The organism is Paenibacillus sp. PL91, from assembly GCF_012935325.2.
Lineage (GTDB): Bacteria > Bacillota > Bacilli > Paenibacillales > Paenibacillaceae > Pristimantibacillus.
Genome location: NZ_JABBYG020000001.1, coordinates 492,975 through 517,469, shown reverse-complemented (window position 1 = coordinate 517,469; position 24,495 = coordinate 492,975). Strand labels below are relative to the sequence as shown.

At 48.6% G+C, this 24,495-nt stretch carries 16 protein-coding genes; 5 read left to right on the top strand and 11 right to left on the bottom strand.

Annotation, left to right across the window (positions count from 1 at the left end; all coding sequences use genetic code 11):
• Positions 1-354: 354 nt before the first annotated feature.
• From HI950_RS02475 to HI950_RS02455, 5 genes are all read right to left on the bottom strand, one after another.
• Entirely contained in the window at positions 355-1,392 is a 1,038-nt protein-coding gene (locus HI950_RS02475; protein ID WP_169081745.1) for an ABC transporter substrate-binding protein, read from the bottom strand.
• 84 nt (positions 1,393-1,476) lie between these two features.
• Positions 1,477-2,442: a galactofuranose ABC transporter, permease protein YjfF gene (yjfF, locus tag HI950_RS02470; RefSeq protein WP_169081746.1), complete on the bottom strand. Its 966-nt coding sequence runs from the start codon at positions 2,440-2,442 to the stop codon at positions 1,477-1,479.
• Positions 2,435-3,463, bottom strand: a complete 1,029-nt coding sequence (locus HI950_RS02465) for an ABC transporter permease (RefSeq protein ID WP_169081747.1) — start codon at positions 3,461-3,463, stop codon at positions 2,435-2,437. Before HI950_RS02465 ends, yjfF begins: the two co-directional genes overlap by 8 nt.
• On the bottom strand, positions 3,460-5,001 hold the full coding sequence (locus HI950_RS02460; RefSeq protein ID WP_223285071.1) for a sugar ABC transporter ATP-binding protein: 1,542 nt from the start codon (positions 4,999-5,001) through the stop codon (positions 3,460-3,462). Before HI950_RS02460 ends, HI950_RS02465 begins: the two co-directional genes overlap by 4 nt.
• A gap of 77 nt (positions 5,002-5,078) precedes the next feature.
• On the bottom strand, positions 5,079-6,077 hold the full coding sequence (locus HI950_RS02455) for an ABC transporter substrate-binding protein (protein WP_169081748.1): 999 nt from the start codon (positions 6,075-6,077) through the stop codon (positions 5,079-5,081).
• Positions 6,078-6,383: 306 nt separating this feature from the next.
• Between HI950_RS02455 and HI950_RS02450 the strand changes: the two genes are divergently transcribed.
• The 3 genes from HI950_RS02450 to HI950_RS02440 are packed head-to-tail and all read left to right on the top strand — an operon-like array spanning position 6,384 to position 10,766.
• Positions 6,384-8,156 carry a sensor histidine kinase gene (locus HI950_RS02450; RefSeq protein WP_223285070.1) on the top strand — a complete coding sequence of 591 codons (1,773 nt, stop codon included), beginning with the start codon at positions 6,384-6,386 and terminating at the stop codon, positions 8,154-8,156.
• Positions 8,157-8,161: 5 nt separating this feature from the next.
• Positions 8,162-9,817: a response regulator gene (locus tag HI950_RS02445; protein ID WP_169081750.1), complete on the top strand. Its 1,656-nt coding sequence runs from the start codon at positions 8,162-8,164 to the stop codon at positions 9,815-9,817.
• The gene (locus HI950_RS02440) at positions 9,789-10,766 is read left to right on the top strand and encodes a sugar ABC transporter substrate-binding protein (protein ID WP_169081751.1); all 978 of its coding nucleotides are present in this window, start codon (positions 9,789-9,791) and stop codon (positions 10,764-10,766) included. Before HI950_RS02445 ends, HI950_RS02440 begins: the two co-directional genes overlap by 29 nt.
• A gap of 101 nt (positions 10,767-10,867) precedes the next feature.
• Here the strand turns inward: HI950_RS02440 and HI950_RS02435 are convergent, their stop codons facing one another.
• The 4 genes from HI950_RS02435 to HI950_RS02420 form a co-directional block, all read right to left on the bottom strand.
• The gene (locus tag HI950_RS02435) at positions 10,868-12,832 is read right to left on the bottom strand and encodes a glycoside hydrolase family 127 protein (protein WP_169081752.1); all 1,965 of its coding nucleotides are present in this window, start codon (positions 12,830-12,832) and stop codon (positions 10,868-10,870) included.
• A gap of 27 nt (positions 12,833-12,859) precedes the next feature.
• Positions 12,860-13,981, bottom strand: coding sequence for a response regulator transcription factor (locus tag HI950_RS02430; protein ID WP_169081753.1), 1,122 nt, complete (start codon positions 13,979-13,981; stop codon positions 12,860-12,862).
• A 233-nt stretch (positions 13,982-14,214) separates the two neighbouring features.
• Positions 14,215-15,420 carry a cohesin domain-containing protein gene (locus HI950_RS35545; RefSeq protein ID WP_223285068.1) on the bottom strand — a complete coding sequence of 402 codons (1,206 nt, stop codon included), beginning with the start codon at positions 15,418-15,420 and terminating at the stop codon, positions 14,215-14,217.
• Between the two features lie 17 nt (positions 15,421-15,437).
• Entirely contained in the window at positions 15,438-19,274 is a 3,837-nt protein-coding gene (locus HI950_RS02420; RefSeq protein WP_169081754.1) for a beta-L-arabinofuranosidase domain-containing protein, read from the bottom strand.
• Between the two features lie 291 nt (positions 19,275-19,565).
• Here HI950_RS02420 and HI950_RS02415 point away from each other — a divergent pair, with 291 nt between their 5' ends.
• Both HI950_RS02415 and HI950_RS02410 read left to right on the top strand, forming a co-directional pair.
• Positions 19,566-20,492, top strand: a complete 927-nt coding sequence (locus tag HI950_RS02415) for a peptidylprolyl isomerase (RefSeq protein WP_169081755.1) — start codon at positions 19,566-19,568, stop codon at positions 20,490-20,492.
• A gap of 39 nt (positions 20,493-20,531) precedes the next feature.
• Positions 20,532-20,984: an OB-fold nucleic acid binding domain-containing protein gene (locus HI950_RS02410; protein ID WP_169081756.1), complete on the top strand. Its 453-nt coding sequence runs from the start codon at positions 20,532-20,534 to the stop codon at positions 20,982-20,984.
• On the opposite strand, the gene HI950_RS02405 is transcribed toward HI950_RS02410, so the two are convergent.
• Both HI950_RS02405 and HI950_RS02400 read right to left on the bottom strand, forming a co-directional pair.
• Positions 20,962-22,764, bottom strand: a complete 1,803-nt coding sequence (locus tag HI950_RS02405) for a sensor histidine kinase (RefSeq protein ID WP_169081757.1) — start codon at positions 22,762-22,764, stop codon at positions 20,962-20,964. The genes HI950_RS02410 and HI950_RS02405 overlap by 23 nt on opposite strands.
• Positions 22,765-22,835: 71 nt before the next feature.
• A complete protein-coding gene (locus HI950_RS02400; RefSeq protein ID WP_169081758.1) occupies positions 22,836-24,434 on the bottom strand; it encodes a response regulator transcription factor in 1,599 nt (532 codons plus the stop codon).
• Between the last annotated feature and the right edge of the window lie 61 nt (positions 24,435-24,495).

Here is a 24,495-nt window from a genome sequence, read left to right as displayed (position 1 = left end):
AAGTTCGGCTTATGGAACACGACCCGTCTTCTTCGTCAGATCTATGGCACCGGACTGGACATTGTGAGCATTCCCGGCCAGGGCACGAAAATCACGTTCCGAGCAAGGAAATACAAAGAATAGCGGTTTCATTCTTGGCTGAGGCAATCCCTGCTGAAGGAAATGGATATAAGCCACTTTCCAAATATTCGACCACCGCGAGGCGGAAAATTGTGGCTGTATCGTAATAATGATCAAATTTACTCTGAGTTAACACTCCTGATCGTTTATAGAAAGCAAAAAGGGCTATCCCTCGGGTCTTGTTAAGACCCTCCGGACAGCCCCTTTCGGCGAGCACGAATCCTGATACGTTTATTAGTATTTCCGTTGATCGACCTCGCGTTCAGCCGTTTGCTGGGTAAACACGCTCTCGGAAGGAAATATCCGCTTTGGAAGCGTCCTTCCTGCGATTAGCTCCTGAACCGCCTGCATAATATTAGGACCAAGCAGCGGGTTGCATTCCACCACGCAGTTGATCTTCCCTTCCGCAAGCTTCTCGAATGCCTTACGCGTTCCGTCAACGGATATGATGAAAATATCGACTCCTGGTTTTAAGCCAAACTCTTCGATCGCTTCGATTGCTCCGAGCGCCATGTCATCGTTATGCGAAAACAATACGCGGATATCGTCGCCATGCTCACGTAAAAAGACGCGCATCGTTTCTTTCCCTTGTTCAAAAGTGAAATTTGCAGATTCGCTCCTCAGCATATGAAAGCGTTCATTATCCTTTAACGTATCTTCAAAGCCCTGCCCCCTTTGAATAGATGGCGAGGAGCCTTCCGTGCCGCGAAGCTCGACGATCTCCACTTTCCCTGCTTCGTTGCTCATTTTATCAAGCAGATATTTGCCAGCTTTGCGCCCTTCTTCATAAAAATCAGAGCCAATATGCGTAACAAACAAGGAGGAATCGGAAACATCAACCGATCGGTCTGAAATAATGACCGGAATTCCCGCATCTTTGGCTTCCTTCAGAACAACCTCCCAGCCGGAGTGGACAACAGGCGCGAGCGCAATGACGTCAACCTGCTTATCAATAAATGAGCGTAGCGCCTCGACTTGCTTCTCTTGCGATTGCTCCGCATTTTCGAATAGAAGCTCGATGCCTGCCTCCTCCGCCGAATCAATAATGGATGCGGTGTTTGCTCTTCGCCAATCGCTTTCAGAGCCAAGCTGCGAGAAGCCCATAAGAATGGGACGAGCAGGAGGATAAATATCATTGGCCTGTTGTGCTTGTTCGATTACGGTTTTATTCGGCAATGGCTGCTGCAACGTGGTCTCAGACGAGCAGCCTTCAAGAAGCAAAGCCATCGCAAATACAACGGCAAAAAGAAGCCTCGATCGATCATATCGCATGAGCTTGCTCCTTCAGTAAAAAATAAAATAAATCTGACTGATTGTATTTTATCCGATTATTGGAAGATTGTCATTCGCATTCCGTTAGGCTTTATGGGCAGATCGCCTGCCGCTGAGCAGTCTCTGTAGTACGATAAACAAAAAGAGCAGCAGACCGATGACAATTTTCGTCCACCAGGAGCTAAGGGTTCCTTCGAAGCTTATAATCGTTTGGATGACTCCTTGGATGAGCACGCCAAAAAATGTGCCTGCTACATAACCGACGCCGCCGGTCAACAGCGTTCCTCCGATAACGACGGCTGCGATCGCATCCAGCTCCAAGCCAACCGCATGCAGCCCATAGCCGGATAACATGTAGAAGGTGAACACTACGCCAGCGAGGGCGGAACAAAAGCCGCTGAACGTATAGACAAGTATTTTAGTCCGCGTAACAGGCAGCCCCATTAGAAGCGCCGATTGCTCACTGCCGCCTAAAGCATACGTATTACGGCCGAAACGGGTATAATGCGCCAAATAGACGGCCGCGATTACGACTAATATCGCGATAATGACACTAATGGAAATAAAATAGCCCCCTGGCAAATACACCTTCGTTTGTGCCGCGCTCGTATAAAACGCGTTGTCAATCGTAATGGTGTTAATACTGATGACGTAACATAGTCCTCTAGCCAGAAACATGCCGGCTAACGTAACGATAAACGGCTGAATTTTAAAATAATGAATAATGGCGCCCATCACCCAGCCAAATCCGGAACCTATGAGCAGAACCGCAGGGATCACAACCGCCGGAGACCAGCCCTGCTGCTGTACCAGACTTGCCGAAATCATCGTAGTCAGAGCAATGATCGACCCGACAGACAGATCAATGCCTCCAGAGACGATAACAAAGGTCATCCCTACTGCAACGATAATTAAAAAAGCATTGTCGATAAGCAAATTCAGAAGCACCTGCGGCGAGAAAAAGCCGGTATAACGAAAGGAGCCAGCCGCGAACATCGCGATTAGAAGGCAAATCGTTACGATTACTGGAAGATGCTGGCGCTTAAGCATGCCGCTTCACCTCCCGCTCTAGCGGATAACGCCTTGTCCGCCAACGATTAACGATAGTTTTACGGAACGCTTCGGACTGAACGAGACATACAAGCAGAACTACAAACGCTTTTACGACAAGCGTTATTTCCGGACGAATGCCGATGACATAAATCGTTGTCGTCAGCGTCTGTATAATTAGGGCGCCAATAACAGTTCCCATCAAATAGAAGCGTCCACCGTTCAGCGATGTTCCCCCAATAACAACAGCCAAAATCGCGTCAAGCTCATACCATAATCCGGCATTGTTTCCGTCCGCGCTCGAAACGTTTGAGCTTAGAATGAGGCCGGCAATACCGGCGCATAATCCGCAAAACATATACACCGCCAGCATAACGATCCGCGATCGAATGCCTGACAGCCAGCTTGCCATAGGATTGCAGCCTACCGATTCAATAAACAGCCCAAGCGCTGTCTTCCGCGTCAGGAGCGAGGCTGCTAGCAGTACAGCTGCAACGATAAAAATAGAAAAAGGCAGCGTTGCAAGCGTTCCTGCCCCGATAAATTTGTAGGCTGAGCTGTTAACGGTAATAATCTGGCCGCCTGTTATTAGCTGGGCGATGCCGCGGCCAGCCACCATTAAGATAAGCGTTGCGATAATCGGCTGAATGCCAAATCCGGAAACCAACAATCCGTTCCATAAGCCGAAAGCGACTGACAACGCGAGTGACGTGATAACGACGAGCAGCACGATCTGCAATGCGCTTTGGTCAGCGCTTTTGCTGATCATAAGACAAGCAATCGCGCCTGAAATAGCTACGATTGAGCCAACAGACAAATCAATTCCTTTCGCAGCGATAACGAGCGTCATTCCAATCGCCACCAATATAAGCGGCGAGCCAAAATTCAAGATATCGATCAAGCTCCCGTACAGCTGCCCGTTCCGGATTTGAATGAAGAAGAAATCAGGAGAATAGATGAAGTTGAAAACTAGCAGCGCCGCGAGCATAACAAGCGGATAAAACAAATGATGTCTGGTCATTCTTCAGCCCCTCCTGCTATCGCCTGCATAACCAGCTTCTGGTTTAATTCCGAATCCCGCATTTCCTTCACTTTCTTGCGGTCTCGCAGCACCGCTATCCGATCGCTCACGCGTAATACCTCCTCCAGCTCCGATGAAATAAACAGCACCGACATCCCTTTCGCCGACAGCGACCGTACGAGCTTTTGTATTTCGGCTTTAGCGCCGATATCGATTCCTCTCGTAGGCTCATCGAGGATAAGCAGCCTAGGCTCAGTCAGCAGCCACCTTGCCAAAATTACTTTTTGCTGATTGCCGCCGCTTAAGTTTTTCACAAGCTGATTTGGATTAGGCGGTATAATGTTGAGCGCTTTTATAAAGGAATCGGCATATTCTTCTTGCTTTTTCCGCGAGATCGTTTTAAACCACCCGCGCGTCGCTTGGAGCGCTAATATGATATTTTCCTTTACGGACAGCTCGTCGATGATGCCCTCGGTCTTCCTGTTTTCCGAGCAGAAAGCCACTCCTTGATTAATCGCCTGCCGCGGGGACGAAATCATGTCCGCAGCATGCCCTTCCATTTGCAGCTGGCCATAATCTGCTCGATCCGCTCCAAAAAACAGCCTTGCAAACTCCGTTCGTCCAGAGCCAAGCAATCCGGCCAATCCTACCACCTCGCCCTTCATAATGCACAGGTTGAAAGGCGAAATTGCACCGCTGCGGCCAAGTCCAGTCGCTTCCGCTGTCACTTTTGATGGCGAAACCATGCGTTCAGGCTCTGCAATCGGCAAGTTTTCAAGCTGCTCAAGTTCCCTACCGATCATCTTGGTTACGAGATCAATGCGTGATAACTCGCTCGCTCTATATTCGCCAACAAATTCCCCGCTCCGGAGAATGGTTATTCGATCGGAAATTTCGTACACTTGATCCAAAAAATGAGTGACGAATAAAATGGCAAGACCTTCCCTCTTCAACTTGTTCATCACTTGAAACAGCTGCCCTACCTCGTTCCGGTCGAGGCTTGAGGTCGGCTCATCCAAGATCAGCACCTTGGCGGAAATATTAAGCGCCCTTGCAATCGCAACCAGCTGCTGGATCGCAACCGAGTAAGCATGGAGCGGCAATTTGACGTCGATTTGCAGCTGCAATCGTTCCAGCAGCAGCCTCTCTGCCCTTAGATGCATCTCTTTCCACTGAATTCTGCCGAAACGCCTCGGCTCTCTGCCAATAAAAATATTTTCGGCCACTGACAGATTAGGACATAAATTCACCTCTTGGTACACCGTACTGATGCCGATTTCTTGAGCTTCCTGCGGGCTGTGAATGGTGATAGACCGGTTCTCCAGCTCCACCTCGCCTTGATCGATCGCGTAAACGCCGGTAAGCAGTTTGATTAATGTTGATTTTCCGGCTCCATTCTCGCCCATCAATGCATGCACTTCGCCCGGGAATAAACGAAAACGAACGTCGGTTAGAGCATTTACGCCTGGAAATCGTTTGTGAATGCCTGTCATTTGAAGGATTGGCTTCTGTATTTGTTCTTGCTCCCTCAGCATCATACTTTCTCCCCTTTATGAAGAAAAGAAGCCACTCGCCAACGATACAAAGCAGCGGAGTAGCTTCCATCTTTAAACGATTAGTATTTTCGGTTTGGCAGCTCGCGCTTGGCGTCCTCGGAAGTAAATACGCCTTCTTCTGTCACGATTCTCTTTTCGATTTCTTTTCCGTCAAGCACGTCGCGAACCGCTTGCATCAGCTGAGGTCCAAGTAATGGATTGCACTCTACGATAAAATTGATTTTTCCTTCGCTTGCAGCTACGAAGCCATCCTTCACGCCGTCAACCGAAATGATGACGATATCTTCTCCAGGCTTCAGCCCTGCCGCTTCGATCGCTTGAATGGCTCCAAGTGCCATATCGTCATTGTGCGCATAGAGCACATCGATGTCCTTATTTGCCTTTAAAAAGGATTGCATGACCTCTTTCCCTTTCGCTCGCGTAAAATCTCCGGTTTGGGAAGCAATGACCTTAAGCTTCGCGTCACTTTTAATGATTTCCTCGAAACCGGCTTTGCGGTCGATTGCAGGCGCAGAGCCGGTCGTCCCCTGCAGCTCTACGATGTTTACGTCACCGTCAGCATCCTTATATTTATCCAAAAGCCATTTTCCGGCGCTGCGCCCTTCTTCAACGAAATCCGAGCCGATGAATGTCTTATACAACGTATCGTCCTTTGAATCAACCGCGCGGTCTGTCAAAATGACCGGAATGCCGGCATCCTTGGCTTCTTTTAGCACCGTATCCCAGCCTGACTCGACGACCGGCGAGAATGCGATCACGTCTACCTTTTGCTGAATATAGGATCGGATCGATTTGATTTGGTTTTCTTGCTTTTGCTGCGCATCAGAAAATTTAAGATCAAATCCGGCCTCTGCGGCCGATTCTTTGATCGAGTTCGTATTTGCCGTACGCCAGCCGCTTTCTGCACCTACCTGAGCAAAGCCAAGCGTAATTTTTTGATCGCCGGATGCCGGTTTGCTGTTTTTGTCCCCTTCGTTCGCGCTGCTCCCGCAAGCCGCCGTCACGATCATCATGGCGGTAAGCATGGCTGCTATTCCTAATCCTGCATGCTTTTTCATATCTATAAAACCTCCCCTGTCATTCACCAGCTTCTGGTGTGATGTCATTATAAAACGCTTGCAGGAAGGGGAGATACGGGTTTCCTTACCCGTTTGTTTTACTATTATTTTGATTTTTGCGAGCGATTTCAAAAAGGTTTGTTTTTTTATTCAAAACTTGTAATTTTTCACGTATCGCTTAATCCTCATAGCCTGTGGCTGCCTGATTTGCTATAGTAGAAAGTAAATGGAAATGAAACCGTATTCATCTATTCAGCGAAAGGTACGGAAACGCCAATGATGCTTATCCGATGGATACTATCAAGTATGAGAGCAAAGCTTCTTCTCATGTTCGTTATTTTAACTTCCGTTCCTCTAATTGCTGTCGGAATCATCTCTTACCAAAAATCATTTCATGCCGTTTCGGGGCACAGCAAAGCAGCTACTATGCTCGTTGCAGACCAGCTTGGGCGAGATTTGGACATTTTGTTCGAGGATACCGGCAAGCTTCTTGAGCTGGAGAAGACCCCCTCGGTTCAGCAGTTTCTCTTCTCCCAAACAGATACGTACGAGGACGCGAAGGAAATTATAAAAACCTTTGGTTTATACCGCGAAACATACAAGTACGAGAACGTTCTAAATATGACCATGATCAACTTATACGGCAGAGGAATCAGCGAGCGCAAGGGCGTCTTTCAGCTATCCGTCAATCCGCTTCGCAATCCGCATTTGCAGCACTTGCTGAACAACCCGGATGACATTCTAAATATTCCTCCATCCGATGCCTCGCCGCTCGATAGACTCGATGGGTTTCACTACGATCAGCAAAACGTCATATCGATCATGGCAACAGTAAAGCAGCGAATTACCCATGAGGTCATTGGGTTTATCGTTATCGATTTGAACGACTCTATCGTCGAACAATTTTGCAATACCGTAACGATCGGCAAGACCGGCCTCTTCTACGTCGTTGATCAATCCGGGAATCCAATCTTTATGCCTACAGATTTGAACGAAGCGAGTCCGGCCTTTAACACGTTAGACTTAACCTCGCGATTGCCCGAGCAAAGGAACAACTACGTAGACCGTTCAGCGGGAAAACCGCGATTTGTTGTATTTACGACATCCCAAATGACGGGCTGGACGATCGTAGGTTCCGTACCTCTGCAGGAAATTGTCGAGGAAGCTACCGCTATTCGCCGGCTTATTATCATCAGTGTCCTTCTGAGCATCATCTTTGCGATTACGCTCCATTTCTTCATTACGGCGCGTCTAACGCGTCCCGTTCGGTTGCTTCAAAGCAAGATGCGGCTGGCTGCCTCGGGCTACCTGGAAGTAAAAGTGAAGCCAAGCGGGAGTGATGAGATCTCTGATTTAGGCGTCAGCTTCAACAGCATGCTCGAAAACATTAAAGGACTTCTGGAGAACAGCATGAAGGAACAAGAGCTCGTGCAAAAGGCAAACCTGCGCGCACTGCAGGCGCAGATTAACCCTCATTTCTTATACAATACGCTTGATTCGATCATTTGGATGGCCGAAGCCGGCAAAAACGAACGGGTAATCCAATTAGTGCAGGCGCTTTCCCGTTTTTTTCGAATCAGCCTGAATAAAGGACGGGATTGGATCGCGCTTAAGGATGAACTAGAGCATGTCCGCAGCTATTTGATCATCCAACAAATGCGTTACCGCGATATTCTCGAATACGAGATCGATATACCAGAGCGTTTATACGGCTTTTCTATTTTAAAAATGTCCTTGCAGCCCATCGTAGAGAATGCGCTCTACCATGGCATTAAGAACAAGCGCGGCAAAGGATTGATTCGCATCAGCTCCTTGGTTGAACAACCCGATACGTTGCATCTTTCCATTGAGGATAACGGCATCGGCATGTCTGAGCCTAAGCTGAAACAGTTGAAGGAACAGCTGAACGCCCAGCTTACGCCCGAGGAAACAGGTTCCGAGGTTTCCGGAGGTTTCGGCTTGCATAACGTGCACCAGCGAATACGGCTTTATTACGGAGAGGCGTATGGTGTAGAAATCAATAGCATCGAAGGGCAAGGTACCCAGGTAACCATTCGCATACCGAGGAAACGAGGGTAAAAAGCATGAAAAAAGTGATGCTCGTAGACGATGAAATATTAGTGCGCGAAAGCATTCGCGACTGCATCGATTGGAAGAAAGAAGGCTTTATTTATTGCGGAGACGCATCTGACGGCGAGGTCGCCCTTCCGATGATTGAACAGCTGCTTCCCGATATCCTCATTACGGACATAAAAATGCCATTTATGAACGGATTGGAGCTCAGCGCCATCGTGCGAGATCGGCTGCCGGATATTAAAATTATTATTTTGAGCGGCCATGACGAATTTGAATATGCCCGGGCAGCGCTTAGGGCTGGCGTAGAGGAATATTGCTTAAAGCCAGTAAGCTCCGCTGACATCATTCGTATGCTGCATGAAATCAGCCGTAAAATCGATGCTGAACGCTTGGAACGCGAGCGCATTCAAAGGCTGCAGCAGGTACAAGGCGAAAACATCTTACTCGCCAGCCAAAAGCTGTTAGGCGATCTTTGCAGCGGGATGATTACGACGGCCGAGGCGATCCTATTTGCGAACAGCCTATCTCTTTCCCTAACCGCAAGCTGTTATGCGGTGGCCATTACCGATGTTCGTTGTCCAAAGGGAACCGCGCAGCTCGAGCGGGACATCCTTTTGCAGGCCGAGAGATATCTTGCCGATGAAATGCTGCTCCTGGGTGAGCACCTTAGCTATAAACGCAGCCATACGGAAATGATTTGGCTATTCAAAGGGAGCAGTGATGAAGAGCTTCGCCTATCTCTGCTTGATTTTCATCAAAAAATGTACGCCGCGGTGGAGACTCTCCTCCCCTGTATGCTGATCGTTGGAATCGGTTCGATACAAGAGCGGCTGCATGGGATTCACACCTCCTACCTAGAGGCTGAGGACGACAAGCATTGGCACCGCATGGCTAGACAAAGCCGCCTTGCCTTAATGGGAGCTGTCTCTTCCCAAGCGGCTTCGTTTCCAGCGCCAGTGTTCGACCGGCAGAAGTTTATCGATTTTTTGAAGCTAGGCATTCCGAAGCATACCGCTGCATTCATCGCTTCTCTCGCCGAGGAACTGCAGGAGATGGATTGGAAAGGCGCTCTGTACGGCTGCTACCTGCTTAACGACATGGCCATCGAAACGCTTCAATTGGCTAGATCCATGTGCAGCGGCCTTCATATTTCCGAGCAATTTGAGCTTGAATTACAACAAAAGCTGAATCATGTCCGGAGCTGGAGCGAAGCTGAAATTTTTTTGAGTCGTTTGTTGGACCAATTCTGGAAATGGCGCAATGAATCTTTGGACAAATATACGGATATGTTGAATCAGGTTAAGGATTATATCCAAAAGCATTATCACGACGATCAGATCTCCTTGCAAGAAGCTGCGGCAGCCGTCTGTGTCAGCGCCAGTCATTTAAGCAAAGTTTTCAGCCAAGAAACGGGTCAAACCTTTATCGAATTTTTGACCCATACACGGATCCGCAAAGCAATGGAGCTATTGAAATCGACAAATGCAAAATCTTACGAGATTGCCCATCTGGTCGGCTACAACGATGCTCATTACTTTTCTAATTTGTTTAAGCGGATTACGGGATTAACGACCACGCAGTTCCGCAAGCACAATGAAGCCGATCTCCTGCTAACCAGCAACGAAGGAGCAAGCTATGCGAACATCAGCATCATTTCCCTTTAAACCGCTCGTAATTGTATTCATAATGGCCGCAATGCTCGCAGCGGGCTGCCAATCGACCGTTCATGAGACCGATCGCAAGCCGGCGTCTAATCCCGTTCATCAAAAGGCAGCCGTTCCCTTGGCCACATTCGGAATCATTTACCCGATGGCCCACCCTTACTACGAAACCATTACGCAAAATGCTAAAGAAGCATCCGAGCGATACGGCGTCCATCTCATTGTCAAAGCGCCGGATGAAGCCGATCTGGAGCAGCAAATCCGCATGCTGGAGACGATGATTGCGCAAGACGTCGACGGGATCGCTATTAGTCCGATTGATTCGGAGGCTCTTGAGCCCGTCATTAATAAAGCCATGAATGCCGGGATACCCGTCATCTGCTTCGAATCCGATGTGCCGGGAAGCAAGCGGCTGTCGTACATTGGCTCGGATAATGCGGCAGCCGGCGCACGCATGGGTAAAATGCTGGATGAGCAGCTGAATGGCAACGGCATGGTCATTGTTGAGAACGGCATATCGGCTGCAGGCAGCTCCAAGGAACGGCTAAGCGGCATGCTTGGCTACTTGCAAGCACATACTCAAATCCAAGTACTGGAGGTAAAGCACAATGAAGGAAGCGATTCAACAGCTTTGAAGCTTTTGGAGAACATGCTTGACGATCATCCGCATTTCGATGCGTTTATAGCGCTTGATTACGTATCTTGCACAGCCTCCATCCTTGCATGGAAAGCACAAGGTTTATCCCGTTACGCGCTTACAATAGGGATGATGCCGGAAACAAAGGAAGCAATCCGTAATGGCCAAATTACGACCGCTCTCTCGCAGAACGAACAAATATGGGGGGAATTAATTGTGGAGAGCCTCTATCAAGCATCAATTGGAAACGTGCTTCCTTTATTTGAGGATAGCGGCATGATTGAAATGAAGCCTGCTGATTTGGCAGCTCTTTGACTGTAAAGGCTTGTGACATAGCAAGGGCCACCTATCAAGGTCTAAGCCTTGACCGGTGGCCTTTTTTGTACTTACGTGAAAACCTTCTGCCGATAGAAGCGTTAGTGTTCTCTCACCCATACCGCCATTTCGCCGCTGGACCGGTTCGCCCAAGCGTAATATGGAATGAACGTAACCAGCTCCTTGTCATGTGTCTCGACTTCCGCTTGCTTATAGAGCTTTCCGTTCCAACCGTCCATCGTGGTTCGCTCTGCTGTCGCTTGAATAACCGTAATACCGCCCAGAAGATCGCTTTGATATACGGCCTTCAATACGCTCTCTCTCGGAAGTACCAGTTCATGCAGCAAATTTCCGTTATCCTCCTCCTCTAAGCAATACACAAACGGGCCTCTCTGCAGTGCCGTCATTCCGATCGTCTCGCGAACGAGCGGATTCGCTTTCATCCGAATGATCGGCATCTCAAGCTCAAACTCGATCATATCGCCGTCCTTCCACAGCCGTTCAATGATGATATAGCCGTTCACGGAGCAGCCCTCCGTCAATACCGGCTCGCCATTGATCTTAATCGGCATGTCCGGACACCAATCCGGCTGGCGCAGGCCAAGCGCAAATACAGCCTCCGCGCCAGGATACACCTTAATAACACCGCTGCTATCGTTTGGAAAACCAGTTTCCTGAACAAGCCGAACAGGCTGATCGCCTAACATTATGTTTGCTTCCCCGCCTATATAAAGATGGACATAGGCTGTATTTTCCCTAACGGCATACACATATTTGCCAAGCGAAGAAATCAGGCGGGCAACATTCGGCGGACAGCAGGCACAGCCGAACCAGCCCTGCCGGGCAGCCTTCACATGGTGTTTATTATGGTGATTGCAGGCTTCAGGCACAACCTCGAGCGGATTGACATAAAAAAATTTAGTCCCATCAAGGGACATGCCTGCAAGCACTGTATTGTATAAAGCTCTCTCCAATACGTCCGCATACTGACTGTTTGGCTCCAATCGAAGCATCCTTTCCGCGAAAAAAATTAGCCCGATCGAAGCGCAGGTCTCCGCGTAAGCAAGATCGTTTGGCAAATCATAATCGTAGGAGAACCGCTCGCCGAAGGCTTGCGAGCCGATCGCCCCTGTAATATACATCCTCTTCGAAGCCAAGCTGTTCCATAAGCGCCGGCATGCTTCGTAGAGGCTGGCATCTCCAGTTTCTGCGGCTAAATCTGCCATGGCGGCATACATGTAAACCGCCCTTACGGCGTGGCCGGTCGCATGCTGCTGCTGCCTCACCGGCATATGCGCCTGTGCATAGTCTTCGCCAAAATCCTTCATCTCCGGGAAAAACGTCTTGCGTCCTCTGCGCTCCCATTCTTCTGTCAAATAATGAGGCGATTGTCCCCGTTCATCGATAAAAAATTTGCTCAGCTGCAAATAACGGTCATTACCCGTCGACTTGTATAGCTTAATTAACGCCAGCTCAATTTCCTGATGCCCGTCATAGCCTCGAAGCTGATCCGCGCCTTTGCCAAAAACCGTATCCATATAATCGGCAAATTTGCACATCACGTCCAGCAGCTTTCGCTTACCTGTTGCATCAAAATAAGCGACTGCCGCTTCGATCATATGTCCTGCGCAATACAGCTCATGGCATTCGGCTAAATTGGTCCATCGCTTATCCGGCTCCTTAATCGTAAAGTACGTATTCAAGTAACCGTCAGGCTGCTGCGCTGCTGCAACCAAATCGATCACCTCGTCAGCCAGCCGCGAAAGTTCCGGATCGGGGATGGCCTGCAGGCTATAGCCAACAGCCTCCAACCACTTGGCTACGTCGCTGTCTTGAAATACCATGCCTTGAAATTCGCCTTCCTCAAGTCCTGCGGCAATCCGAAAATTTTGAATGGCGAAGCTCTTCTCCGCGTCTGGTATTCGGTCATGAATCGCTTCATATTGATAAGGGATGACCGTGTTTTTTACCAAATGAATATATCTCGACCAAAAAGGGCTATCAATACGTACGTCCCTAAGTGCCGGCGTTCCGCCATTCTGCTGGTTGGCTATATGATTCGTCAACTGAACCCCTCCTGCTATGTTATTCGCTCATCCTCTTATGACAGAAGCCGCTTTGTCCATTTTGCGAAATTCCCTTGTTGTCGTACCTGTAAACTTTTTGAATAGGAAGCTAAAATAATGAGCATCGTTGTATCCGACCTTGTAAGCGATCTCATAAGTTTTGTAATCCGTCGTTTGCATCAGGTCAATCGCATGGTTCATGCGGACCGACGTTAGAAACTCGACAAAGGTTTGCCCTGTTTCTTGGCTGAAAATCGTACTGAGGTAACTAGGGCTCATGCCGACATGCTCCGCGACGATATGAAGTGACAATTCGTACCGTGCCGATTGCGAGCGGATAAAGTCTTTCGCTTTGATGATTTTCCCTGTGTGTTTATTGTTGGACTGCTCGCGGCATCTCGTGACGGTCTCCAGCACCTCTGCTATAAATACGACGGCATCGCTGTAGCTCCTTACCGCCTTTATTTTTTGCTCAAGCACGGTAATATCTTGTTCGTGCAGCCCCTCGCTCGCTGCGGTCTCCCTGCAAAATTGAAGAGCAGCTAACGTAAGCTCCATACATACATAACTTCCAATAAAGGATGAGTGCCAATCGATTCCGTCCAGGCAGCTCATATAGGTTGACGTAAAAGCTAACGCCTCATTGGGATGACCATACTTCATGAAGGCCATTAACTCGGTCCGGTCGATATCAATCAGCTTTTGCATGGACAACGTAGTGCTCTTGCAGCAGTCGTCCATATGCTCAGCAGCCTTTTGATCAAGCTCTCGCTCGTTATCGATTTGCCCCGCGACCTGACGAACAATCTCGCTTAGCTCTGATGAGCTGATCGGCTTCACGCAGTACTCGTTTACCCCAATGCGCAATGCCTCAAGCGCATAATGGAACTCCTCATGTCCGCTTAGCAAAATAATTTTCACGGAAGGCATATGGCGTTTAACGAATCTGCTCAGCTCCAAACCATCCATAAAGGGCATCTTAATATCGGTAACGACGATATCCGGATTAAGCCGTTCGATCATCGGAAGCGCGAGTTCGCCGTCGGCAGCATCACCACAAAATACGCAGCCGAGCGATTGCCAATCGATCAAGTCACGCATCGTTTCTCTAATATCAGGTTCGTCATCAATCAGAAACACTTTTTTCACCAAGCTCGCCTCCTTATTGATGAAGCAGGAGCGATTTCCATCCACCTCCACTCATTCGATTCATGTAAGCATTTACATTCCTCCTTCATCTTAGCAACTATTTGTAGAGGCCACTATACAAACGGAAACAATGCCAAATAATTTCTACGATTACAAATAAAATACAATAAAAATCGGGCGTCAGACACTAAAGCTGTCCGCCGCCCGAATGCTTTGTTTCTTAATTTAATTCGCTACCAGCTAAAAATCAATCTAGCCAATGCCGCTAGATCTTCAATGTCGATTTTGCCATCCTGATTGAGATCGCGCCCTTTCACGGCTTCCCAGTCCGGACTTTGGGAGGTCTTGCCGTATGATTTAGCCAAAATCGCCAAATCCCCAATGCTTATTCGGTCATCATTATTGTTGTCGCCAATTATTTTCGTAATGACAGCCGCCTTAAAGGCTTGAAGCGCCGTGTTCAAGTCATCCACCGCTTTCGTTACCGCTGCTTGCGCCGCATTCGCATCGCTTGCGATAATTTGCGCTTTGTCTATGGCTTGCTGAAGAGCCGCTTTCGAACCGGCAGGATATTGCCCGACTCGGTTGCCTTCAATCGCTGCGTCATGGAATTGCCAGGCTTCAGCGAGCAGCACGTTTAGTGCGGCTTTGTCTACGATGCCGATCTGAATGCCGTGCGAAGCGCCTTGCAGCATCGTTTCAACGCCTAAGCTGTCCGCAGCTATTAATTCGGTAACAGCTACATTGGTAATGCCGACTGCTGCATCATCCTTCGCTTTAAACGTTAATTTCATATAATCGATATTGCGGCTAGCAGCCGTCTCTTTCAGGTGAACGCTAAGAAAACGGATTTTCCCTGCCGTCTGCTTATAATCCGCGATCGTAAACGCCTCGTTGTCCAAGGAATGAGCGGATACGAACGCAAGCTTGCTATCATCGAAGATAAGCGTCATATCTTGGGCCATCACGTCTTCGGCAGCCCCCCTCAAGCCAAAAACGATTTCAACCTGCTGACCGGGCTGGACGGCATCCGTGCCCTTGAGCACAGCGCCTGCAAAACTCCCACTTAATTGGATAGCTTGATGATAAGGGGTAGTAACGTCTTCCCCGCCGGCCCGCAAATGATATTCGCCAGGTCCAAAAACGGAAGGCAAATAAGTGAAAGAGAAGAAGCCACCCTCTCCACTTGTCGTTTGATTCAAGTAATCCAGCTTGCCGCTTGGATCGGTAAACGTTAACGTTACTTGCTTCCCGCTCCCGGATGCGATGTTACCGTGGACGGTAACGAAGCCTGAGGCTTCATCCGCGTTGACGCTATGAATGGACACGCCATCCTGCTGCTCCGCAGCGCCCGCGGTGTTCGCTGCCATGAGCAAGCTCAGCATAACGGAAAGAACAAGCATGAGCGTCCATCTGCTTATCGGCAACCTTAGTCCCATATCTTCTTTCCTCCTTTTTATGAATTGATTTTAAAATAAGCATGGTATCTGAAATTATGCGCTTCATACATAGGCACGAGAGTGACGCCGTTCGTAGTAAAGCTAAGCGGGCCGGTGGAAACAATGGATTGGGACAATTGATTTTCATTCACCAATAGATTCAGCCATGTCGTACTGTTGCTTTTGCCGACCATAACAAGCGGGCCATAATAAATACTGCCCGTTTTCGGATCGTCCGGCGTTTTCTCCAGCCGGAGGCTAAATGGCATGGCGATATCGATTTTATCTCCCGATGTCCAAGTTCTGTCTAAAGTGACGTAAGTTCCGGGAACGGCGTCGACGTTCTGCTGCACGCCATTAATCGATACGTTGTAGCCATTCTCTGCCCATGATGGTACACGAAGCTTAATCGCAAGCGGACCGTTTCCATCCACGGTAATGGAAGTAGCGCCTTCCTCCGGATAGCTTGTCGTCTGCTTGATCGTAAATCCTTTTGCCTGCCAATTCAGGGTAGATGGGATAAAGAGATTAACATAGAGCGTTGATAAGTCTGCGGAATGGAAATAGATCGATTCTTGGTATTTGACGTGATTTTCGAGACCGGTGCCCATACAGCAGGTAAAGGAGTTGTAATCATTTGTATATGATTTCTGGTTGCCTGGCCCAAGCGGAACAAAATACGTCGTATGGCCGTGTTCACTATGCTGCTGTGAGGCAAGGATGTGATTGTAGAGTGCTTTCTCGTAATAATCCATATAGGCAGGATCGGGATTATGGAAGAATAGATTCCGCGTTAGCTTCAGCATATTGTAGGTAGCGCAGGTCTCAGCCGTCTTGTCGTCAAGAATGGCGGCAATTGAATCCGCGCCTCTAAACATCTCTCCTTGTCCGGTGCCACCGATATTGAAGGTTCGTTTATCTACGACCATCTCCCAGAAATGATCGGCGACCTTATAATAATAAGGATCATTCGTTTGATCAAAAATACGCAGTGCCCCGGTAATTTGAGGAATATGCTGGTTCGCGTGCTTGCCGGTCAGCGTATCCGTATTCTCTGCGGTTGGTTTGAATAAAGTCTCGTTATCAAATAGCTTCGCGGTTTCCAGAAAAGTATCGTTACCGGTAATGGCGAACATTTCGGCAAGCACCTCGTTCATGCCGCCGTATTCTCCCGCAATATAGATGGACCACATTCGTTTCAGCTGCTCCTTGGGCAGCACGCTCAAACGACCGTGTGTCCATTCTCCCATCGCTTCCACGATTTCGAGTGCCTGCTCGTTTCCTGCATACTTATAGGCATCTACTAAACCGGCCATAATTTTATGCAGCGTATAATAGGGAGCCCAGATTGTCGGATAGGTTGTGTATTGCTCAAGCTTAATGAATTGATCCTCCGAATACCCGCTTAGAAAACCCGCGCTGTATCCTTTGGCCGGCATGGCGTCCTGAACCTTGCCCAGCTCGACAATCATTTCATCCAGCTTCTCCTTAAAGCGGTCGTCGCCGCTGCTGGCGTAAGCCATTGAAAGGGCAGATAAATAATGTCCGGTAGAGTGTCCACGCAGGTTGGAATTCGGCGCATCCCATCCGCCAAGCGGCTGCGCTCCCTCAGTTGACAGCCCCGCTGCATCGCGGAACGCATACAGCATGCGATCATTGTCCACAAATAGCAGATAAGAGTAAGTACGATCGCGATTTTCGGTGAAGGGGCTGGCTTCCAGCGATACTTGGCTTAATTGAAACGGTTGTACCGACCAGCTTGCCTGGCCTGGAACGCCTTGCACGGTTGCATGTTGCGCCAAGCTCCAAGCGGATGTATGGTCAACGCTTTTAGCGCGTACGGCATAAGTATGCTCGGAATTGTAAATCAAGCCTTTATGCTCGTATGGGCTGCTGACATTGGTCATGATGACGCCATCCACTTCAAGATCGTAGGCAGTTGCAGCAGGTGTGGATTCCCACGTAACCGTAATTTGACTTTTCCCTTCCTCTGCCTTGGCCGTTAGACCTGACGGGGTAAGCGGTGCGCCAGATACATCCGCAAGCTGAGAAACGGCTGAGAGTGGTTTTTGATTGGATGATTTAATTTCATCGCCTTCCCAGACGAACACCTTTACGATATGTCCCGCGACTTCACTTGGAAGAGCCAGAGACGCGGTTAGCGTTTCAGACTGGCCGCCTCCCACCTGCTTGTTGACGTGAACGACATCCTTCAAGCCTCCTTCCTGATTGAATCGCGCGACGGATACGAGGACAGGGATAGCGGAGCCGCTCTTATTTATCGCTTTTACGGAAGCAACCAGATCTTCCCCAGGCTGAAGGCGGTCAAGGCTAAAGCTCGTTTGAAACAGGATTTCCGTCACTTTAACCTCTGCTTGTGCTTTAAGGGATGATCCGCGTACAGTGCCCTCCACTTGAAACGTACCTGGCTTCTCATAGCTCAATGGATCAACATCAGCCCATGTAACTTCCATTTGCCGGCTCGTTTCATCATCGTTATATTCGGCGATCACGATGCCCGGAAGAACAGGCGCAATTCCAATGGCTGTCTCCGCAAGCTCCTTCCTGAAGCTCTTTATGGACAGCTGGAACGGCTGCTCAATCACACGTGCCTCAAAAGTCTTTGTGTCGCTGGCCGAGCCTTTAGCAAGCGTAGCCGTTAACGTCACCGACGCATCTCCCATGCGCGGCCCAGGCCTTGTTACCTTCCCATCCGTACCAATGATGCTGCTGTTGCTTGATTGCCATGTTATGATCGAGCCTGTCTGACCCGTATCCGGCAAGTCCAAATCCGAAGTAACCGCATCTAAATCGCCAAGCTGCAAATGCTCTTTATCCAAAGCAACCATCTCTTGATCGGAAAGCTCGGCCAAGACGGTCGCTTGAAACTCTCTGGTCGCGCTAGCGCTTCCTTTGGCAATCGTGGCTGTCAAAAGCACGTTCTCATTTCCTTTACCCGGCTCTGGACGCTGCACCTTGCCGTCTGTCGAAATCACGTCCTCCTTGCTGGATGCCCATGTAATCGTAGAGCCCATCTGCCCGATAGTCGGCAGCGCGATGTCCGCTTCGACCGTAAATAAATTGCCTAAATTAATCGCATCGCGATCCGACTGCACGATGAATTCATCAGACAAATCAAGCAGCGATGTAATTTCAGCAGCGCTCAGCGCTTTATTGTAAATGCGGAAATCTTCGAATTTCCCTCGGAATGCAGCATCACCGGCAAACTGCGATTTGCCGATAAAATTAGATGTCGTGCTTCCCAAGCTCGATGGATTTAACGTTAAATCATGATTTTCCGCTACCTTTACCCCATCCTCGTACAATATTCCCGTTTTCCCTTCGATCACGAGCGTGACATGCTTCCATGCGCCCGTGCTTAAATCCGTCCCCTTCGTTACATGCTGTTCGCTTCCCCAGCCATTGGTCGTAATGGCAGCGGTTAACCCTTCCGCACCCTCGTTTCTTCCAGTTGAGGTTACGAACATATAACGCGTCGTACCGCTTCCGAAATCGAATAATCGGGCATAATTCTGCGAGCTGTCCATGTATACCCAAGTCGATACCGTAATATCGGTCACACCGTTCAAAATGTTATTGGGCAACTGCACGTATCCGCCCGTCAACTGGATCGCCTTGCCGTTTTTACCGTCGGTAATGGCGGTGCTTCCTACAAGCGTTGCATCGTTTCCTTTGCCTGATTGATCCTTGATTTTGCTTGCTTCCGCTTGATCGAAGGTGTACCAAGCAATCAAATTAGCCGTTGACGCATCGGCGAACACGCTAACCGATTGAATGATGCCTCCTAGCATAGCTGCGATTAGAAAAAGCGATATCCATTTTTTTATCCGCACCCTTTAAACCTCCTCGTTACGATCGTTTTCAGAATCAAATTAAGCGTTTACATAAATACGGCTTCTCCCCCTTCCCAGCTAGGTACAACATGACTATAGAAGGACGCGGAAACGAAAACAATGCAATTTCATACGAAAAAAGTTCAATATTTTCAAAGGGTGTTTTCTTTCTCTCCCATCCGCAGCCGAACGAATATTTTTCACCTTTGCTAACCCCATTCCATTTGCTATAGTGGCTTTGCGGCAACCTGTTCAGGAGTGACTACCTCTCAGAAAAAGGAGAAATAACCAATGAAACGAGCTAAAAAACGTTTATTTCAAAGCCCATTCCTTTGGATGTCATGCTCCTTCGTCCTATTCTTTTTGCTGCTGCTTCTATTGATGACAGGCTTCATGAGCGGGAACGAAAATCAAAAAGCGCCTATAGGGCAAACGATCGCGATTGTGAATGGCAAAGAGATCGATAAAAGCCGGCTCTATGAACTGCTGATAGATTCAGGCGGCAAGCAGGCCTTGGAGAAGCTGATCGTGGATGAGCTTATTAAACAAGAGGCTGACAAACAAAAAGTAGCCATTACGGAGGATGAAATCGATCAGGAGCTCGACATTTTAAAACGGGAATACGATTCGCCGGAGGAATACCGGAACAAGCTGGCCGAGGATGGCTTCACGGATCGCTCCATGCGCTCGCAAATAAGGACGCAGCTGCTGCTGCGTGAGCTGCTAGCAGCCAAAACCGACGTAACGGATGAGGATGTGCGGAGCTACTATGAGCAAAATAAAGCGCTCTGGTCGGAGCCGGATGCGGTTCGGGTATCTCATATTGTCGTGCAAACAAAGGAGAAGGCGGATGAATTAGCGGCAAAGTTAAACAACGGCGCTGATTTTGCCCAGCTTGCCCAACTTTTCTCGCTTGATCCGGGAGCAAAAAGCAATGGAGGCGATTTAGGCTTTATTGAACGCGGCTATTTGGAGCAAAACCTTGAGGAGACCGCCTTTGGGCTTCAGCCTGGCCAAGCAGCGCAAATTGTGGAATCAAGCCAAGGCTTTCATGTCGTTGTCGTAACCGAACGTAAAGAAGGTGCGGCGGTTTCCTTCAGTGAACGTGAAATACAGCTGCGAAATGAGCTGCTCGATGCTGAAATTTACGATTTAATAGGTCCTTGGCTGGAGGAATTGCGAGCCGGAGCCTCTATCGAATTGCTGCAGCTGCAATAGTTGAATAGGAACAGTTATTATGAAGCAAGGAGGTTAGGGATGAGACGAGGCATAACGCTGCTTTTAACCTTCATGATTGCCGCTTCCTTAGCAGGATGCGGAGTGGTGGATTCCGAACCGCTTACGAAGGAACAATTTCGAGCCATGTACGCTAACGCAAATAAATTTAAAGGCAGGAGCGTCGAAATTTACGGTGAGCTCTTCGCGACGCCCCAAAGACTGGATAAAATGGTCTATCTTCAATTGTATGCCGATCCGATTAATCGCGGGCAAAGCGTCATTGTCGCCTTCAAAGAACCCGGACTTGACGTACAAAATGGGGATTATGTTTATGTTACCGGCAAGGTCAAGGACGCTTTCACCGGTGAAAATACGTTTGGCAACAAGCTAAGCGTACCGAGGATAATCGCCGGAAGCGTCACTAAAATCGATCCTGCCACCGCCCTCTCTCCCCCTAAACGTAACCAAGCTACCTCTGAAGCGGGATCGTAACGGCAACGACGGTCCCTCTCCCGATTTCCGAGTGAATGGCAAGCTTAGACTGGGCCCCATAAATGAGCGAAATCCGCTGGGCTATATTTTTTACTCCGATGCCTTTCGCCTCCGGATTCAACAGCGTCTGCACATGCTGCTCCGACATGCCCTTGCCGTTGTCTCTTACCTCGAAGAGCAGCATCTCTCCATCCACCTTCCCGCTAATTCGGATCATACCGCCGCCCTCCAGCGCTTCAAATCCGTGGATTATCGCATTTTCCACAATGGGCTGCAGAAACAGCTTCGGAACTTTGCAGTCGCCTGGTATTTGATCAAGCTCATATTCGACCTTAAAGACGCCTTCAAAGCGATTCTCCATAATATGCGTATAGCTTCTTAACCACTCAAGGTCATCCCTCAGCTTCACGATCTCCTGTTTGTTGTTTACCGTATATTGCAGCATCGTAGATAGGCTTACGATCATTTTGCTGATTGCCCTATCATCACGGTCAATTGCCATCCAGTTAATAATGTTTAACGTGTTGTACAAAAAATGGGGATTCAGCTGTAAATTAAGCGCCATAATTTCCGCTTCCTTCTCGCGCAGCGTGCTTTCATAATTTTCCTTTATTAATTCTTGAATTTTCTCGTTCATTTGATTGAACTTTTTGATCAGAATACGAAATTCGAGCTGCGATTGATCCGGAATTTTTGTCGAAAAATCACCGGAACCGGTTAATTGGATCGCCACCAGCATTTTTTTGATCGGATTCGTCAGCCTGCCCGCAATAAAGGAAGCGATCACGATCGCTACGATGATAAGCGCCAAAGCGATCAGCAAGTCCATATATCGAACGGTAGGCAAATTTCGCAGCAGCTGGTTGTACGGAATGACGGATATAATGATCCAATCGGTTACTTTTGACGTATCGTAAGCGATCAACACATCCTCGCCATCCTCCTTTACGAGCGAAGTGCCCGAGGATTCCTTAAATTCATTAAGATACCATTTATTTTTATCCGTAGTTCCAAGCTTTGAAATATCCGGGTGGGTAACGATTTGGCCGTCGCGAGACACGATATAGAAATAGGAGTTTGGTACGGGCAAGCTTTGCTCGACCGTATTGCGATAAAATTCTTCGTTGAAGTTAATGAGCAGCACGGGCCGCTCTATCGAATCAGGCCAAGCATGGCTGACGCCGTCAATGATGGGAGAGCTATTGATCATGCGCGCGCTGGAGAACACCATCTTGAACTTCTGGTCCATGCCAAACAGTTGGTCCTGATTATACACCTTCGTCAAATCATAGGTAGGCACCCAGACTAGGCTCCCCTGCCGTTCCTTGACTTGATCGTATATGGGCGAGCGCTGGAAGCCCTGCGGCGATACGGAAACGAATGGCGAATTTGTCGTATACGTCAGCGTGCCGGACCCGAAACTGTAATAGCTTGTCATCAGCTGAACGGTGTAAAAATCTTGATTATGCCCAAAATATTTATACAAAATAGCAGTCGCCTGACGATCCATCTTTACAAGCTCATAATCGCTAGAAGGCCGCGGCCTATCGAATAAGCGAAACAAATCCGGGTCAGAAATCAGTGCAACCGTTCTTTCCTCTATGTTTTTGTAGACGATATCGCCAATCTCGTTATTTTTTTTGACGATTTCCAGAATGCTGTCCCTCGCGTTACGGACGATAATATCCGAGCTCGCATTATAATTGATATAACTGTTAATGACGGATGGAAGTGAGATGAGCAGCACAAAAAACAGGATCAGCTTCGTCCTGAATTTCATGTTTAGTAAAATGTCCTTCAATTGTGGAATCGTAGCGCTTCCCTCCCGAATGTATGTCTGCCGGCCTACGATTATCCTCGCTTCATGCTGCGGGCAATCGAGCGGTATTCCTCAGGCGTTAAGCCAAACTCCTTTTTGAACACGCGGTTAAAATATTTCGCGTCCTGATAGCCGAGCCGGCTCGCGACCTGATAGATTTTATCATTGCTTTGCTCCAGCAGCTCCTTCGCTTTGGTCAGCCTGATTTGGGTCAAATATTGACTGAAATTAATGTTCAGCTTGCTCTTGAAATAATGGCAGAAGTAGCTGCTGTTGAAGTGAAAGACGGCCGACACGGACTCCAGCGACAAGTCCTCCATGTAATGCTCTTCCATGTACGCCAGACATTTATAAATAACCATTTCCTTGCTGTCCCGCCTTGCATCGGTGATAGCGGCAGAAATATCGGTAAGCCGGTTTGCAATTATTTCTTGAAGCTGCTCTAGCGCATAGACCCTATCAAGAGATTCGGAAATGCTAGCAAGCAGGCGGTCAATGATTTCCGGCTTCAAATATTCCGTCGCTTCCGTTAGCTTTGTCAGCAGCTTTTTGCAATGGCCGACCAGCTCAGCCGGCGTTGGCAGCCGTTCACCCTCAATCAGCTTAGCAACTACTGCACTCGACGCATCACGAATCGCTTTTTCTCCATGCGCGGCGTGTATGGCATCGCTCATTAGCGCCTCAAGCTTTGCGCTCGCTTTAAGAAACAAACGCGAATCGATAGTGGTGTCGGCGCTGCGGAACACCAGCCTGCCATTCGTATAAAAGCCTTCCATAGCTGCAAGGCAAGCCTCTTTGAACAAGCTTGAAGCATCGCTGGCGACCGATTCTGACCGGCGGCTCATTCCCACGCAAATGCGAACGCTTTCAAACTCAGCTTGCCGAAATTGCTCTTCTAACCTTGCTGGCAGCGAATCCTCTAGCTGTACATGGGCAGCTGAAATAAGCAGGCTCCGGTCCTGCTCCGAGAAGAAGGTGATCGCTGCGCCGTGCTCGCTTAACAGCGTTTGGAGCCTCCCCTTTGCCCGGTTTCTGCATAACTCCTGCTCCTTATCCTCAAGCTTATCCATTCCGTGAATCGCGGTGACGATAATGCTGCCGCCCCCTTGGAACAGCAAGGACTGCTCTAGCTCCCTTTGCTCATCGCTGGATAAAGGCATGCCATGAATCCACTCGCTTAAAATCCGGTTATGATACAGCGGCATGATCGTATCGAGCTTCGCCGCGAGCGATTCCTTCTCCTGAAGGCTGGACATCTCTTCCTCCAAGCTTCGTTCCGTTTTTTCAAGAATGGTAGTAAATTTATCGATATCGACCGGCTTCAAGACGTATTCAAAGGAGCCAAGCCCGATCGCTTTCTGCGCGTATTCAAAGTAATCGTAGCCGCTCAAAAAAATGACCTTCTGCGGCTTTCGGCTGCTTGGCAATCTTTCGTAAAAATCAAGGCCGTCCATAATCGGCATTTGAATATCCGTTATTATAATTTCGAAGCTTTCCGCATCGCATAGGTTTAAAGCTTCTTCCCCGTTTTTGGCCGTGCGGACGGCGTATTCCGGACGAAGCCGGCGCAATATTTTGGATAGGCCAGTCAAATGTCCCGGCTCATCGTCAACGAGTAAAATATTGTACAAATGGATCGCCCCTCTCTCTTGTCGTATCTTCATCCTATTCTACGTAAAATCGGTTTGCAAT

What these genes read in the sequence shown, in the direction of transcription:
- HI950_RS02475 (WP_169081745.1), bottom strand. Translation starts at nt 1,392, where the DNA reads ATGCGATATGATCGATCGAGGCTTCTTTTTGCCGTTGTATTTGCGATG.
- yjfF (WP_169081746.1), bottom strand. Translation starts at nt 2,442, where the DNA reads ATGCTTAAGCGCCAGCATCTTCCAGTAATCGTAACGATTTGCCTTCTA.
- HI950_RS02465 (WP_169081747.1), bottom strand. Translation starts at nt 3,463, where the DNA reads ATGACCAGACATCATTTGTTTTATCCGCTTGTTATGCTCGCGGCGCTG.
- HI950_RS02460 (WP_223285071.1), bottom strand. Translation starts at nt 5,001, where the DNA reads ATGATGCTGAGGGAGCAAGAACAAATACAGAAGCCAATCCTTCAAATG.
- HI950_RS02455 (WP_169081748.1), bottom strand. Translation starts at nt 6,077, where the DNA reads ATGAAAAAGCATGCAGGATTAGGAATAGCAGCCATGCTTACCGCCATG.
- HI950_RS02450 (WP_223285070.1), top strand. Translation starts at nt 6,384, where the DNA reads ATGAGAGCAAAGCTTCTTCTCATGTTCGTTATTTTAACTTCCGTTCCT.
- HI950_RS02445 (WP_169081750.1), top strand. Translation starts at nt 8,162, where the DNA reads ATGAAAAAAGTGATGCTCGTAGACGATGAAATATTAGTGCGCGAAAGC.
- HI950_RS02440 (WP_169081751.1), top strand. Translation starts at nt 9,789, where the DNA reads ATGCGAACATCAGCATCATTTCCCTTTAAACCGCTCGTAATTGTATTC.
- HI950_RS35545 (WP_223285068.1), bottom strand. Translation starts at nt 15,420, where the DNA reads ATGGGACTAAGGTTGCCGATAAGCAGATGGACGCTCATGCTTGTTCTT.
- HI950_RS02415 (WP_169081755.1), top strand. Translation starts at nt 19,566, where the DNA reads ATGAAACGAGCTAAAAAACGTTTATTTCAAAGCCCATTCCTTTGGATG.
- HI950_RS02410 (WP_169081756.1), top strand. Translation starts at nt 20,532, where the DNA reads ATGAGACGAGGCATAACGCTGCTTTTAACCTTCATGATTGCCGCTTCC.
- HI950_RS02405 (WP_169081757.1), bottom strand. Translation starts at nt 22,764, where the DNA reads ATGAAATTCAGGACGAAGCTGATCCTGTTTTTTGTGCTGCTCATCTCA.